This is a genomic window from Nocardia pseudovaccinii (genome assembly GCF_050942345.1).
Classification (GTDB): domain Bacteria; phylum Actinomycetota; class Actinomycetes; order Mycobacteriales; family Mycobacteriaceae; genus Nocardia; species Nocardia pseudovaccinii.
The window spans coordinates 1,514,167-1,529,560 of sequence record NZ_CP192074.1 but is presented as its reverse complement, the minus strand read 5'-3'; the positions used below and the strand labels follow the sequence as shown (position 1 = coordinate 1,529,560).

At 65.9% G+C, this 15,394-nt stretch carries 12 protein-coding genes; 5 read left to right on the top strand and 7 right to left on the bottom strand.

Going from position 1 to position 15,394, the window contains the following annotated elements; translation table 11 throughout:
• Positions 1-556: 556 nt before the first annotated feature.
• Both ACQPZ2_RS06780 and ACQPZ2_RS06775 read left to right on the top strand, forming a co-directional pair.
• Positions 557-1,639 (top strand): M23 family metallopeptidase, encoded by a 1,083-nt coding sequence (locus ACQPZ2_RS06780; RefSeq protein ID WP_433524772.1) that lies wholly within the window; start codon positions 557-559, stop codon positions 1,637-1,639.
• 1,436 nt (positions 1,640-3,075) lie between these two features.
• Positions 3,076-4,101, top strand: coding sequence for a M23 family metallopeptidase (locus tag ACQPZ2_RS06775; protein WP_433527345.1), 1,026 nt, complete (start codon positions 3,076-3,078; stop codon positions 4,099-4,101).
• 585 nt (positions 4,102-4,686) lie between these two features.
• Here the strand turns inward: ACQPZ2_RS06775 and ACQPZ2_RS06770 are convergent.
• Both ACQPZ2_RS06770 and pcrA read right to left on the bottom strand, forming a co-directional pair.
• Positions 4,687-5,112, bottom strand: a complete 426-nt coding sequence (locus tag ACQPZ2_RS06770) for a hypothetical protein (RefSeq protein ID WP_433524771.1) — start codon at positions 5,110-5,112, stop codon at positions 4,687-4,689.
• 53 nt (positions 5,113-5,165) lie between these two features.
• Complete coding sequence (gene pcrA / locus ACQPZ2_RS06765; protein ID WP_433524770.1) at positions 5,166-7,793, bottom strand: DNA helicase PcrA; 2,628 nt, start codon at positions 7,791-7,793, stop codon at positions 5,166-5,168.
• 443 nt (positions 7,794-8,236) lie between these two features.
• Between pcrA and ACQPZ2_RS06760 the strand changes: the two genes are divergently transcribed.
• Positions 8,237-8,527, top strand: a complete 291-nt coding sequence (locus ACQPZ2_RS06760) for a chorismate mutase (RefSeq protein ID WP_397056570.1) — start codon at positions 8,237-8,239, stop codon at positions 8,525-8,527.
• A gap of 118 nt (positions 8,528-8,645) precedes the next feature.
• On the opposite strand, the gene ACQPZ2_RS06755 is transcribed toward ACQPZ2_RS06760, so the two are convergent.
• On the bottom strand, positions 8,646-10,097 hold the full coding sequence (locus ACQPZ2_RS06755) for an NAD-dependent succinate-semialdehyde dehydrogenase (RefSeq protein WP_433524769.1): 1,452 nt from the start codon (positions 10,095-10,097) through the stop codon (positions 8,646-8,648).
• Between the two features lie 195 nt (positions 10,098-10,292).
• Between ACQPZ2_RS06755 and pgi the strand changes: the two genes are divergently transcribed.
• Complete coding sequence (gene pgi / locus ACQPZ2_RS06750) at positions 10,293-11,930, top strand: glucose-6-phosphate isomerase (RefSeq protein ID WP_433524768.1); 1,638 nt, start codon at positions 10,293-10,295, stop codon at positions 11,928-11,930.
• 3 nt (positions 11,931-11,933) lie between these two features.
• Here pgi and ACQPZ2_RS06745 read toward each other — a convergent pair whose 3' ends face one another.
• The 3 genes from ACQPZ2_RS06745 to ACQPZ2_RS06735 form a co-directional block, all read right to left on the bottom strand.
• A complete protein-coding gene (locus tag ACQPZ2_RS06745) occupies positions 11,934-12,356 on the bottom strand; it encodes an SRPBCC family protein (protein ID WP_433524767.1) in 423 nt (140 codons plus the stop codon).
• A gap of 81 nt (positions 12,357-12,437) precedes the next feature.
• Positions 12,438-13,118, bottom strand: a complete 681-nt coding sequence (locus ACQPZ2_RS06740; RefSeq protein WP_433524766.1) for a nucleoside/nucleotide kinase family protein — start codon at positions 13,116-13,118, stop codon at positions 12,438-12,440.
• Between the two features lie 65 nt (positions 13,119-13,183).
• Positions 13,184-14,086 (bottom strand): LysR family transcriptional regulator, encoded by a 903-nt coding sequence (locus ACQPZ2_RS06735; protein ID WP_433524765.1) that lies wholly within the window; start codon positions 14,084-14,086, stop codon positions 13,184-13,186.
• A gap of 72 nt (positions 14,087-14,158) precedes the next feature.
• On the opposite strand from ACQPZ2_RS06735, the gene ACQPZ2_RS06730 reads away from it, so the two are divergent.
• The gene (locus ACQPZ2_RS06730) at positions 14,159-14,560 is read left to right on the top strand and encodes a nuclear transport factor 2 family protein (RefSeq protein WP_433524764.1); all 402 of its coding nucleotides are present in this window, start codon (positions 14,159-14,161) and stop codon (positions 14,558-14,560) included.
• 142 nt (positions 14,561-14,702) lie between these two features.
• Here the strand turns inward: ACQPZ2_RS06730 and ACQPZ2_RS06725 are convergent, their stop codons facing one another.
• A complete protein-coding gene (locus ACQPZ2_RS06725; protein WP_433524763.1) occupies positions 14,703-15,380 on the bottom strand; it encodes a class I SAM-dependent methyltransferase in 678 nt (225 codons plus the stop codon).
• Positions 15,381-15,394: the final 14 nt, after the last annotated feature.

Sequence of the window (15,394 nt, the reverse complement as noted above, 5' to 3'; positions counted from 1 at the left end):
GGCGGGAAAACGCCTGGCCAAGGCTACTCGCCAGTAGGTTGCTGACGGCGCGCCAGGTAGAGCCGCCGAACCGGTCGGCCGAGGGCCTTCTACTACGGTTCGTCGTCGCTTCGCCTCACCCGCGTGCCCCGATCGCAGTGAGATATTCCGATGCGTTACGGTGATCAATCTCACATGTTTGGATTGATCGCACGTAGCGCTTGCGGACCCCGCAATCGTTTCGTTACCGTAATTGCGGTCGATGTCACAACACGGTCACGACTAGGAGGACGGCAAGCTTGACGCAGCACAGCACTCCGCAGACGGAGAGCCGTTCCTTAACGCCTCTGACCAGGCAGTTCGACACCGTGATCTCTCGCTCGATGATGTGGCACCACCGATGAACCATCGCTCGACCTTCGCAACCGAAAATCGCGCTCACTCCGGACATCGTTACCGGTCCGATGATGACGAGGGATTCGGTGGACATTCCAGTGCTGCGGTAGACCCGTTCGGGACTTCGTCGCGGCGTGCCGGTGGGCATCGATATGCGACCGGCGGACATGAGGACAGCTCGTTGAGTGCGAATGATTCTTGGGCACAGTCCGATTCCGCTTGGGGGCAGTCGCGGGCCGACTCGTCGCCACAAGTTGATTCGTGGGGACAGTCGCAGGCCTGGGCGCAAGGCGATTCCTGGGCCGGTGGCGGCGCGTGGGCGTCCGAAGATTCTTGGACCCCCGAGGGCAACGAGACCTGGAACGCCGATTCCGAGGCGGCATGGACGCCGGAGGCGGACGGGTCCTGGGACGCCGACGAGTCCTGGGATGGCGAATCGTGGGAGGGTAGCGACTCTTCCTGGGAATCCGAGGATCCGGAAGGGCCGGCCCGGCCCACTGTGATCCCGGGCCGCAGGGCGAACCGCGGTAACGGTGGGGCGCATCGGATGCCCGCACCGCCCGCCTCGCTCAAGGGCCGCGCCGCGGTCGTCGCGGTCGCCGCGGGTGCGGTGGTCGCCGCCGGACAGGCCGCCTTCGCCTCGCCCGAACAGCCTTCGCAGGCTGTCGATTACGAGGCCGCCGGACAGATTCACGAAATCGCGGCGCAGTCGGTCAGCGTGGCCGATCCGAATACGTCGCCGGATTCGCCTCAGGTGCTCAATGTTTCGGCGCCGACCAATCTCGGTCAGTTCGGCGACATGCTGCAAAAGGGGCAGAAGTTCGCCGACGATCTGGCGGCGCAGGAGGCCTCGAAACTCCGCCCGTTGTTCACCAAATTCGCGGCAGGCAATTTCACCTCCGGATTCGGCGCCCGCTGGGGCGTACAGCATCTGGGCGTCGATATCGCGGGCCCGATCGGGACTCCGATCTACGCCGTCGCCGACGCCACCGTGCTCGAAGCAGGTCCGGCATCCGGATTCGGTATGTGGGTGCGACTGCTGCACGATGACGGGACCGTCACCATCTACGGTCACATCGACACCGCGACGGTATCGCAGGGTCAGCGCGTGCTGGCCGGCGATCAGATCGCCACCATCGGCAACCGTGGTTTCTCCACCGGCCCGCACTGCCATTTCGAGGTGTGGTTGAACGGTGTCGACAAGGTCGATCCGCTGCCGTGGTTGGCAACGCGCGGTATCAGCTTGGGCCCGCAGCGCGACTGATTCATTTTCCGGACAGGGGACTCCCTTTGGGGTCGGTGCATCTTTGCGCGCTTGGAGCCGAATTCAAAGTGCGGCAATAGGATTCATCGGACGACTGGTTGCGGTACCGCTATCGATTCGTTACCGTCGATGGACCCGCTCCCCTTCCGTAGTTGTGACCGGAGGATAGATATCTCCATGCGCGTTGCGAACACCCCGAGCGCCGTCCACGACACTCGAAGACCAGGAACTTTCGAACTTCCCTCGCATTCAGGACAATTCGGGCGCACCAGTGGTGTGATGCGGTTACCGCGATGACGCGAGAGTGGCTATCGGGCTCCAATGAGCAAGAGGTGCCGGTTCAGCATTATCCAGATAATCCTTGGCAATCTTCAGGGCAGTCGAACGGCGCCGAATCCTGGCAGCTGAATGATCAATGGTCGCAAACGGATTCACCGTTCGACAGTGGTATTCAGAGCTACCGCGGGGGACGGAATTACGCCGCGTGGCAGGACCGCACGTGGCAGAGCTACGACGGCGACGGCCAGTATCACGCTGGGCAGGGCTACAGCACAGGCCAGGATCAGGGCGCTGGCCAGATCAACGACGCACACCAGGATTATGGCGATAGCCCGCTTTACAGCGCGGGCAACGGCAGCTGGCACGGGTTCCCCGACGGCCGCGATGAGAGCCTGGACTGGAACGGCAGTGCCATCCAGGATCACGCCGCAGGCAGGGGCTACAACGCGGACTTGGATTACGGCGGGAGCTGGATCTACAGCACGGACAATGCCGACTGGCACGGGTTCCCCGACGGCCGCAACCAAGGTCTGGACCGGTACGGCCGCGTGCCCCGGAATCACGGCAAGAGTCAGGGCGAGGGCACACGCCAGGACCACGACGCAAGCCAGAACTACGAAATAAGCCAGGATGTCGGCCACGGCCTGATCTACAGCACGGGCAACGGCGGCTGGCACGAGCTCGGCGACCGCCACGAGCAGAATGCAACCTGGAACAGCGACGCCAGCCGGAATTACGACACTGGCCAGGATCACAGCGCAAGTCCGAGCCAGGAAAGCCAGAATCACGGCACCAGCCTGGACAACGGTACGGGCAACGGCGGCTGGCGCGAGCCCGGCGGCGACCACGATCGGGACTCGAGCTGGATCGGCGACGGCGCAAGCCAGGAATACGACACAAGCCAGAGCGACGGCACAAGCCGACACCACAGCGCACACCAGGGCCACGGCGGACACCAGGATCACAACGCACGCGAGGACCACGGCGCACACCAGGATCACAGCGCGAGCCAGTACGGCGCAAGCCCGGATTACGGCAACAGCCTGGACCACGGCATGGGTAATCGCGGCTGGCGCCAGCTGCACGGCGACCGCGATAAGAGCCTGGACTGGAACGGCCACGCTATCCAGCACCACGGCGAAAGCCAGGGCGAAGGCATAGGCGGGAGTCAGGAGACAAGCCTGAGTGCCGATGCGCGCCAAGAGCACGATGCACGCCAGCACTACGACGCAAACCACGATTACGGCGACAGTCTGCTTTACAACGCGGGCAATGCCGACTGGCGCGGGTTCGATGAGGGCGTGGAGTGGGATGGGATCGCGCTCCAGGATCGCGATGTCGCTCGGCGCGACGACGCTTTGCGGAATCGCGGTGGGGCTCGGGGTGATAGCGATTTCGGGGGCAGCGCTCGGGATGTCGAGGGGCGGGCGGGGGCCCCTGCCGATTCGGCCGGGCGGCGGAAGCGGCGAAGTGGTGCGCATCGGGTGCCTGCGCCGCCACGGGCGTTGAAGGGGCGGGCTGCGGTTATTGCGGTGGCGGCGGGGGCGATTGTGGCTGCGGGGCAGAATTTGGCGGCGGGTAGTGAAAAGTCGCCGCAGACAGCGGAATTGCAGGCCGTCGGGCAGCAGCAGGCGTTGGAGCCGGTGAGCGGTGACCTGCCGACGACACCGGAGTTGCTCGACACGGCCACACCGACGAACCTCGGGCAGTTCTCCGATGTGCTGGAGAACGGCGATAAGTTCGCGCAGGATCTGGCGGCGGAGGTGGAGGCGAAGCTGCGGCCGCTGTTCACGAAGTTCGCTTCGGGCACCTTCACTTCCGGCTACGGCGAGCGCTGGGGCGTGCTGCATCCCGGTGTCGACGTCGCCGCCCCCATCGGCACACCGATCTACGCGGTCGAGGACGGCACCGTCATCGACGCCGGCCCGGCAGCGGGTTTCGGCATGTGGGTACGGATGCGCGGCGACGACGGCACCGTCACGGTGTACGGCCACATCAACACCGCACTGGTCTCGGTAGGCCAGCACGTCATCGCGGGCGACGAGATCGCCACCGTCGGCAACCGCGGCGAATCCACCGGCCCGCACTGCCACTTCGAGGTCTGGCTCAATGGCACCGACCGCATCGACCCTCTCCCCTGGCTCGCCACCCGCGGCATCAGCCTCGGCCAGGAACGCGACTGACCCCTCACCAACGGCCCCGAGCCCCTCACCCCAGAGACTCACCAGGAATCGCCTTCGACGTACTCCGAGCCCTCTTCGAAGAGATGGCCGGTCCAGCTGGCCGCCACTCCCGCTGGCGACCCTCGGTATCGACGACCCAGATCTGGTATTGGTCAGATGTTCCCCATGCGCTGACGACAGCATCGGTCGAGAGACCCACTCCACCAGCGCATGGTGAACATGCGACCAGCTGGTAGTTAGTTGTCGAGGGGGCACTGCGGCGATAAGGCTGTTGCCGCTGTCCCATTTCGGCGCTCGTTGGCGTGGTAGCCGCCGCCGGTTTCGACGACCCGGAGTTGTCTGGCCAACGGCTGTCGCTTCGATGCCGCCAACGGCAGTCACCTGTGTATCCCGGCCAGACGCCGCCCGCTTATGCACCCGCTCCGAGGCGGAACGGGCAGGCACTGAAGCCCGGGCCACGGCGCGGCAGCGATTGCCAGTCCGATGGCTTCGATGCCGCCAACGGCAGTCACCTCGTATCCCGGCCCAACACCGCGCGTTTGGGTGCCCAATCCGACGCGGGACGGTCAAGCACTGAAGCCGGGGCTACGGCGCGGCGGCGATTGCCAGTCCGACCAAGCCCACGACCTTGACTACCTCCAACCCCACATACCAATAGTGAGCGTGCGAGCGCGGTAGCTCCGCGCCCGCGAGCACGCGGTTCGAGCGGCGGGTCAGCAGTGGCCGGACCGCGAGGAGTTGGACGGCGAGGATCGCGGCGGCGATGCCGAGCCAGATCCGAACGGCACCGCTGGGTGCGACAACCAGGGTCGCCACGATCAACAGGGCGGCGAGGACCGTCTCCACGATATTCAGCGCCCGGAATACCAGCCGCCCGATGCCCAGGCCGAGTGGCACGGTGATGCCCGGCGCCCGGAACTTCAGCGGCGCTTCCAGGAACGAGATGGCCAGCACCATGCCGAGCCACAGCATCGGAAGCAACCACAGCAGGTATTGCGCGACGGTTTCCATGTCGCGCACGCTACCGACAACATCGTCGCTAGATCAGGGGCGGAAGGCCCCTATCAGAGCTTGACCAGGGTGCGGCTGTATTGCGGGATGAGACGGATCTTGCCTGCGGTGCCGAAGTCGATGGTGACGGTCGCCAGGGGCCCGAAGCCTTCGGCGGCTACCACGCGGCCGAGGCCGTACTTGTCATCGCTGACTCGATCGCCAACCGCAAGTACGAGATTGGCATTGTTGCGGCTTGCGCCGCCGGGTGCGGGGCGGCGCGGGGCCCGGTCGCTGACACCCGGGCGCTGCTGGTTCCAGCCGTCGCGGGTCCAGTCGTGTTCCAGGCCGTCGTCGTCACCGCGGCGGCGGATGCCGCGGGTGAGCGGGGAACCCTTCGGCTCCAACCGCTTCCAGTCGACGAGGTGGGCCGGTATCTCTTGCAGGAAGCGGGATTCCGGATTCGAGACCGGCTGCCCCCAGCCGGAGCGCACCACCGCGCGGGTGACGTAGAGCCGCTGCCGCGCCCGGGTGATGCCGACGTAGGCGAGGCGGCGTTCCTCGGCCAGTTCGGTCGGATCGCCGAGTGCGCGCATATGCGGGAACTGCCCGTCCTCCCAACCGGTCACGAAGACCACCGGGAATTCCAGGCCCTTGGCGGTGTGCAGCGTCATCATGGTGACCACGCCGCTGCCCTCCTCGGGCAGCTGATCGCTATCGGCCACCAGCGAGACGCGTTCCAGGAAGGCGGCGAGCGAGCCCGGGTCGGGTTCGCCCTCGGCCACCTCCGGCACCAGTCCCTCTTCCCGGGCAGCCTCGGCATTGTTGTATGCCTCGGAGCTGAATTCCCGCGCGACGCTCACCAATTCGTTCAGGTTGTCGAGCCGGGCACCGTCCTGCGGATCGTCGGAGCCCTCCAACTCGGCCCGGTAGCCGGTGCGGTCGAGTACCGCCTCGACCATATTGCCGAGGTCGGGGAAATCCTGATCCGCCTGCGCACCGGCCGCCCGCACCTCTTCGAGCAGGTCGAGGAATCCGGCGATCGCGCGCTGCGCCCGCGTATTCAGCAGCGCCACCTTGCCATCGGCCGCATCGTGCAGTGCCTCGGCGAAACCGATGCCGCGCTGTTCGGCATGCACGGCCACACAGGCCTCGGCCCGGTCGCCGATGCCACGGCGCGGGGTGTTGAGGATGCGGCGCAGGCTCACCGTGTCCTCCGGATTGTCGAGCACGCGCAGGTACGCGACGATATCGCGCACCTCCTTGCGCTCGTAGAAGCGCACGCCGCCGACCACCTTGTAGGGCAGTCCCATGCGAATGAAGATCTCTTCCAGCGCGCGGGAGTTGTTGTTGGTGCGGTAGAAGACCGCGACATCGCTGTAGTTGGCATCGCCCGCGTCCACCAGCCGGTCGATCTCGCGGGCCACGAACGAGGCCTCGTCGTGCTCGTTGTCGGCGACGTAACCGGTGATCAGATCGCCCTCACCGGAATCGGTCCACAGCCGCTTGTCCCGGCGCTTCTCATTGCGCGATATCACCGCGTTGGCGGCGGACAGGATGTTCTGGGTGGAGCGGTAGTTCTGTTCCAGCAGAATGGTTTCCGCATCCGGGAAGTCGCGTTCGAATTCCTCGATATTGCGGATCGTCGCGCCGCGGAAGGCGTAGATGGACTGGTCCGCGTCACCGACGACGCACAGTTCGCTCGGCTCGACCGCGTCTTCGGCCTGCTCTTGCGCGTGATGCCCGACCAGCTCGCGGACCAGGGTGTACTGGGCGTGGTTGGTGTCCTGGTACTCGTCGACCAGCACATGCCGGAACCGGCGACGGTAGTACTCGGCGACCTGCGGATGGTTCTGCAGCAGCGCCACCGTTTCGCCGATCAGATCGTCGAAGTCGAGTGCGTTCGCCGAACGCAACCGGCGCTGATATTCGGTGTACACGCGGGCGACGAGTCCGGGCAGTTCGGTTTCGTCTGTTTCGGCATCGGCGGTGGCCTGCTCGGGCCCGATGAGCTCGTTCTTCAAATTCGAGATGGCGGTGGCCAGCAGCCGCGCCGAATATTTCTTGACGTCGATATCGAAGTCGCGGCTGATCATGGTGAGCAACCGCCGGGAATCGTCGGCGTCGTAGATGGAGAAATTGGAATTCAGGCCGGGCAGCAGCGCGGCCTGCATGCGCAGGATGCGAACACAGCTGGAGTGGAAGGTCGAGACCCACATATTGTTCGCGCGCGGACCGACCAGGCCGCTCACCCGCTCGCGCATTTCGGCAGCGGCCTTATTGGTGAAGGTGATGGCCAGGACCTGACCAGGGGTAACGCCCCGAGCAGCCAGCAAGTAGGCGATGCGCCGGGTGAGCACGGCGGTCTTGCCCGAACCCGCGCCCGCGACGATCAGCAGCGGCGCACCGGTGTGTACGACCGCGGCGCGCTGCTGCGGGTTGAGACCGTCGAGCAGCCGCTCGGCCTCCTCCGCGCGACGTTGCTCACGTTCGGCGCGGCGCTTTTCTTGTTCGACACGGTGCTTGTCGTCCGCGACACGCCGCGACGCATCATCGGTGGCCGGGTGCGGAACCCCCGCCGCGGTGGGCACGGCAGACTCGCCCATCTCCTCGGTGCGAGCAGCGTCGACCTGCGGTTTCTGGGCTGAATCCTGGTGCCGAGTCCGCCCGGCCTGCGTCTTGGGAGCCACCGTGATGTCCATCGCCCATCCACGCTACCGGCGGGCACCGACAGAGATGAAGTCCCGGTCGACATCGGTGTCCATTCAGCGAGCTGATCGTTTCGAGCGAACTGCAAGCAGTCGCTACGGGGAGGTGAACCACCCCGGGTCGACACAGGGAGGTGAACCACCCCGGGTCGACACGGGCGTCGCAACGTGCAAGCCTTACTCGGGAGATTCACAAAATGAGGTGTTTTGCATTGCTTCGGCCCCGTGGCAGACTGGCCCATATGACCTGCGCGACCGCCGCGAAGTATCCGATTCGGCTGACGGCCGGATATCGTGATCGCGGGCTTTGTACCTGAGCGCGCTGCCTGGGGGGAGGATTGCAAGACCTATCAGGTTTGTTTTACACGGTGAAAGAACCGATCGGTAACGAGCTCGGCTCACCGGCCGATCCATGTTCTGACACGAGGAGATGAATGATGAGCACCCCCGCCACGACCGGGTCCGATTCGGCTCTGCCCCACACCGAGGCCGAGATCGACAAGCTCCGCAAGGAGATCGACCAGCTCGACGCGGAAATTCTGGCAGCCGTCAAGCGCCGCACCGAGATCTCCCGGATCATCGGTCGCACGCGCATGGCCTCCGGCGGCCCCCGCCTCGTACACAGTCGTGAGATGAAGGTGCTCGAGCGCTTCAGCGAACTCGGCCAGGAGGGACACACCCTCGCCATGCTGCTGCTGCGCCTCGGCCGCGGCCGACTCGGCCACTGAGCGTCTCCGGCCGCCACTAGCGGCACAATCGAACCACGCGGCGTTCGCGAGATCGCCGCCTTCCACAAGGCCGCCCCGGGTGTATTCCACCCCGGGGCGGTCGTTTCATGTCTGCGGGTCAGGTGAGGGCGATGTACTTTGTGGACAAGTACTCCTCGATACCCTCGATACCGCCTTCGCGGCCGAAGCCGGACGCCTTGACGCCACCGAAAGGTGCTGCGGGATCGGAAATCACGCCGCGGTTGATGCCGACCATGCCGGATTCGATGCCCTCGGCGATGCGCAGGGCGCGGTCGAGATCGCGGGTGTAGACGTAGCTCACCAGGCCGAATTCGGTGTTGTTGGCGGCGGCGAGGCCCTCTTGCTCGGTGTCGAAGCCGACGATGGGGGCGACGGGGCCGAAGACCTCCTCGCGCAGGATCCGAGCATTCGCGGGGACCTCGCTGAGGATGGTCGCGGGATAGAACCAGCCTGGGCCGCCGGGCGCCTTTCCGCCGAGGCGGACCTGCGCGCCGACCGCCACCGCGTCATCGACCAGTTCGCTGACGGTATCGAGTTGCTCCTCGTTGATCAGCGGGCCGAGCGTGGTGTTCGGATCGGTACCCGGCCCGAGGACCGTATTCGACATCGCCTCGACGAGTTTGGTGGTGAACTCCTCCAGCACGCCGTTCTGCACGTGGAAGCGGTTGGCCGCGGTGCACGCCTCGCCGCCATTGCGCAGTTTGGCCAGCATCGCGCCCTGTACGGCGGCGTCGATATCGGCATCGTCGAAGACCACGAACGGTGCGTTGCCGCCGAGTTCCATCGAGGTGCGCAGCAGTCCGTTCGCCGACTTCTCCACCAGCTTCTTGCCGACCTCGGTGGATCCGGTGAAGGTGAGCTTGCGCAGTCGCGGATCGTCGAGCAGCGGCTGAGTGACGGCGCCGGAACGGCTGGAGGTGATCACCGAGAGCACCCCGTCCGGCAGCCCCGCCTCACTGCACAGCTTGGCCAGCGCCAGCATGGTCAGCGGTGTAGCCGATGCGGGCTTGACGATCATCGTGCAGCCCGCGGCCAGCGCGGGTCCGATCTTGCGGGTGCCCATGGCGAGCGGGAAGTTCCACGGCGTGATGGCCAGACACGGCCCGACCGGCTGCTTGTGCACCATGATCCGCCCGGTGCCAGAGGGCGCGTGCAAGTAGCGCCCGTGTACCCGCACAGCTTCCTCGCTGAACCAGCGGAAGAATTCTGCGCCGTAGCGCACCTCGTTGCGGCTTTCCGGCAGCGCCTTGCCCATCTCCAGCGTCATCAGCAGCGCGAATTCCTCGGCGCGCGCGGTCAGCTGATCGAAGACCCGGCGCAGGATCTCGCCGCGCTCCCGCGACGGTGTCGCCGCCCATTCGGCCTGCACCGCGACGGCCGCGTCGAGCGCGCGCACGGCATCTTCCGGCGTGGCGTCGGCGACTTCGGCCAGCACCTGTCCGTCGGCCGGATTGTGCACTGGGAAGGTGCCGCCCCCGGTGGCGTCGACGGGACCGCCGATCCACAGTTGCGTCGGCACGGATTGGAGTACTTCGCGTTCGGACACCATGTACCCCAGCCTAAGCCGCGCGCTCGCGCATCACCTCGACTCATCGATCCGAAATTCGCCGACCTATTCGAGCGGGTCGCACCCCCGTCCGAGCGACACGCGAATGATCGCCATGGGGTAGCCGTCAGGACAACATCGGCGAAAGTATGCCGTCCCTGCCTGCGCGCCCGATCGAGTGCTTGTAACCTCGCGGACGTGAGCAGCGACATCACCGCATCGGCGGCCTGGCGGAAACTGCACGAGCACCATGCCGCCGTCGCCGGACGACACCTGCGTGAATTCTTCGCCGAGGATCCCGATCGCGGCCGCGACCTGATCATCCAGGTCGGGGACCTGCACATCGACTACAGCAAGCACCGCGTCACCCGGGAAACCCTGCATCTGCTGGTCGAATTGGCGGATGAGGCCGGGGTGGCCGAACGACGCGACGCGATGTACCGCGGCGACCACATCAACACCTCGGAGGACCGCGCGGTCGAACACGTCGCGCTGCGCCTGCCCGAGGGCGAATCGGTCATCGTGGACGGCGTGGATGCGGGCGCCGAGGTGCACGAGGTGCTGCGGCGGATGGGCGAATTCACCGACGCGCTGCGCTCCGGTGCGTGGCGCGGAGCGACCGGCGAGCGCATCAAGACCGTGGTGAATATCGGCATCGGTGGTTCGGACCTCGGCCCGGATATGGTGCACCGCGCGCTGCGACACTATGCCGATGCCGGGATCGGCGCCCGATTCGTCTCGAATGTCGACCCGGCCGATCTGCTCGCGAAACTCGACGGACTCGATCCGGCCAGCACGCTGTTCATCGTTGCCTCCAAGACGTTTTCGACGCTGGAGACGCTGACCAATGCCACCGCGGCCCGGCGCTGGCTGGTCGCCGCGCTCGGCGAGGATGCCGTCGCCAAGCACTTCGTGGCCGTCTCGACGAACGCCGAGCGAGTCGCCGAATTCGGCATCGACACCGCGAATATGTTCGGCTTCTGGGATTGGGTCGGCGGCCGCTATTCGGTGGATTCGGCGATCGGGCTTTCGGTCATGGCGACCATCGGCAAGGAGCGCTTCGCCGAATTCCTGGCCGGAATGCACGCCGTCGACCGGCATTTCGCGACCGAGCCGCTGGACCGCAACGGTCCGGTACTGCTCGGCCTGCTCGGCATCTGGTACTCGAACTTCTTCGGCGCGGAATCGCGTGCGGTGCTGCCCTATTCGAACGATCTGTCGCGCTTTCCGGCCTATCTGCAGCAGCTGACCATGGAGTCCAACGGCAAATCGGTACGCGCCGACGGCACCCCGGTGACCACCTCGACCGGCGAAATCTTCTGGGGCGAACCGGGAACCAACGGCCAGCACGCCTTCTACCAGCTACTGCACCAGGGCACCCGGCTGATCCCGGCCGATTTCATCGGATTCGCCCAGCCCACCGCTGATCTGCCCACCATCGACGGCACCGGCAGCATGCACGACATCCTCATGAGCAACCTGTTCGCGCAGACCAAGGTGCTCGCCTTCGGCAAGACTGCCGAGGAGATCGCGGCGGAAGGCACCGATCCGAAGGTGGTGCCGCACAAGGTGATGCCGGGCAATCGGCCGAGCACCACGATCCTCGCGCCGCAGCTCACACCCTCGGTGGTCGGCCAGTTGATCGCGCTCTACGAGCATCAGGTGTTCGTCGAGGGCACCATCTGGGGCATCGATAGCTTCGACCAGTGGGGCGTGGAACTCGGCAAGCAGCAGGCGCTCGCGCTGGCCCCCTTGCTGACGTCTCCGGAAGAGCCACAGCCGCAAGGGGACTCGTCCACCGACGCCCTGATCGGCTGGTACCGCGACAACCGCTGAGCCTCAGCCCAGCGCTTGCGCCGTCTTGATCAGGGCGGCCACGACATCCGGGAAGTCGGCGGTGATCTCCGGACCGATTTCGGGGCCGACGGTATCGGCGGCGTCGCCGATGATCTCGGTCCGGTAGACGACGCGGGTCCACCCCTCGCCGACCGGCTCCAGGCGGTGCTCGGTGACGACGGTGAAATCGCCGCCGTCCATTTCATCGGTGAACAGTTCGCCGGGTTCGATCTCCACCAGGCGCATGCGCACGGTATCGCCGCCGGGGAGCGTCATGGTGAACGAAGTGCCGACCTCGAACGGGCCGTCGATTTCGATCTCGTCGAGCCCTTCGTTCCATTCGGGCCAGGACTCCACATCCGACCAGCACCGCCACAGCGCCTCCGGTGCGACCGCAGTCTCCGCGCTGTATTCGTACTCCCACATCCCGCTTGCTCCCGGTGCCTCGACACGATTTGTCGAGCGAGATCATGTCACTTCCAGCGTGATTCGGCGACGCGGCGCAGATCACCCCTCGGCGGCGTAGTAGCGGCCGCCACGCTGACGCAGCACGAGGTCGGCTCCGTGCCTGGTATCTGCGATCAGATCGGCATTGAGTAGATCACTGTCGTACACCTTGATTTTCGCGGCGTCGGGGGTGCGGCCGCCGCGAATGTGGCGGCGCAGCAGGCGTTGTTCGAGCACCTCGCGGGCCACGTCCAGGTACCAGACCTCGTCGAGGAATTCGCGGACGCCCGACCAGGCGCCGTCGGACAGCAGCAGGTAGTTGCCCTCGGTAATGGCGATCTCCTGCCGATCGAAGACGACACCGGCCGGGGTCGGTTCTTCGATGGCGCGGTCGAAGGTCGGCCACGGCACCGGCTCGCCGAGCGGGGTATCGCGTAAGCGGTGCAGGGTTTCCACGAAGGCGGCCACGTCGAAGGTGTGTGGTTCGCCCTTGCGCTCCAGATTCGCCGTCGCGCGCAGTACGGCATTGGGCAGGTGGAAACCGTCCATCGGCGCGATCTCGGCGATCCGGGCACCGGATCGGTTGTTCAGATCGTCACGAATGGCCTTGGAGAGCGTGGATTTACCCGCACCCGGCGGACCGGCGATGCCGAGCACGTACCGTCGGGCGCACCCCGCCGCCCGGATCCGCAGGTGCTCGACGAGCGAGCGCAACGGCATTTCGACGGAAGTCCGTGTCATCGAAATCACAGTACTCAGCATGAGTCGGTCCGCTGCGAATTCGGTCACGTGGCTATGTAAGTCGGCTATCGAAGTCGCTGGCGGACTTCGGTGGCGAGGTCGGCGGCGACGTCGCGCAGTGCCTCGATGAAGATCTGTCTCGGGGAGTCGCCTCTTCGATAGACGACGCACGTCGTGCGAACCGCCGCGGGATGGTCGATGCGGACCAGTGCGATGCCCGGCGGCAGGACGGGCACCGCGATTCCGGGTACCACGGTGCTGCCCATACCCGCCGCGACCAGCCCGAGCTTGGCGAACCAGTCGCGGGCGACGAAGGCGATCTCCGGTTCCCAGGTGGCGTCGCGCCATGCGCCGAGCAGGGTGCTGCTCACCTCGGTGCTGCCCGCGATCCAGCGTTCCCCGCGCAGCCGCGCGGGCGTGACACTGGCATGGCCTGCGAGTGCGTGGTCCGGTGGGACCGCGATGAGCAGCGGGTCGTCCAAGAGTGGCTCGATCTCGGTATCCGCGGGCAGATTCCGCGTCTCGGTCACCACCGCCAGATCAAGCCGACCGCGCGCGACTGCGGATACCAATCGCGGACTGGTTCCTTCGCGTAGCGGTACTCGCGCGAGTCGCGATGCGGTGACGGCAATGGCCCTTGGCACCAGTGCGGCCATGGCGGTCGAGAATGCGCCGACTCGGAGTGTGGCGGGCGGACGCGCGGTGAGTTCGTCGAGTTCTTGCCGCGCGGAGCCGAGCCCGCCGAGCAGCGTTTCGGCATGCCGCAGCACGATCCGGCCCGCCTCGGTGGTCTGCACACCGCGCGCGTGGCGCTCGAACAATACCCGGCCCGCCGCCTGCTCCATCAGGGCGATCTGCCGGGACACCGCCGACTGCGTGTAGCCCAGATTCTCCGCGGCCGTCGAGAACGACCCGCTCCGGGCTGCCTCCCGGACCACTCGCAATCCGACGATCGTGAACTCACCCATGCTGCTTACTCATACCAAATATGCGAGACTGTCGCTTGTTGCATATCTCGGCGGTACCTAGCGTCGGATGTTATGAGTGCAGCAGCGAACAAGAAACTGATCGAGGGTATCTTCGAGCAGATGTCCCAGGGCAATACCCGAGCGATGGGCGAGGCCATGGCCGAGGACTTCCGCTGGATCTTTCCGGGGAACTGGTCGTGGTCGCGCACCTGGGAATCGAAAACGGTTGTGCTGAACGAACTTCTGCGGCCGCTGATGACCCAGTTCGCCGAGTACCGCAGCGCGGCCGACTTCGTGATCGCCGAAGACGACCGCGTCGTCGCCCAGGTCCGCGGCCATGGCATCACCACCGGCGGCGAGCCTTACGAGCAAACCTACTGTTTCATTTTCCGGATCGCGCATGGCCAGCTCACGGAGGTGATCGAGCATTGCGATACGGCACTGGTCGAGCGGGTGCTCCAGCGCCTCGGCTAGGGCACCGTCCAGATGGGCTGCCGCACGTCAGGTTCGGCTCGCTCGCCGAGCGCAGTCGAAACGCGGCACGACACGCCCCGCAGTACCGCCACGTGACTGCGCTCGACGGATCTCGATGCCTAGAAGCCAGCTGGACGCGGCGCTACTTCGGGCGGGTGCCGCGGTAGAAGGTGACGCGACCGAGGCGACGGTGACGTTGGGAGGCGACCACGGTGCAGTCGAAGCCCACGGTGCGCAGGAGTTGAGGGATGCCGTCGCCGAGGTTGTCGTGGGCATGGTGGTTGTGCAGCAGCAGCCGGGCCATCAGGCCGTCGTCCGGGGACACCTCGCCGCCGATATCGAGGATGTGCAGGCTGCCGCCGGGGCGCAGGACGCGCAGCGCTTCGGCCAGTGCGGCGGTTTTGATGTCGGTTTCGAGGTGGTGCAGCATCATCGATGACAGGATGCGATCGAATTCTTGGTCCGGATACGGCAGTTCCTGGGCGTAGGCGCGTTCGAAGCGGATTCCGTTCAGGCCGTTCGCCTTTCGCTCGGCGCGGGCGAGTGCGAGCGGGTCGGGATCGGATCCGATCAGCTCCGCGGCAGGTTGGGCACGTTTGGCCTTCATAGTGAGATTGCCTGTGCCACAGCCGATTTCCAGTACGTGCTGACCAGGTTCGAGTTCGGCTTGGGCGACGAGGGTTTCGTGGAGTTTGTACATGCCGAGCAGGCGGGTGAGCAGATCGTAGGTGGGCAGCAGTGCGTCGCGACCCGCTGCGGGCAGGTAGTCGTGCTGGTTGCCCATGGCTTTGAGTACCGAATGTGGATGATCTTTGGTCATGATTCTCATGGTGC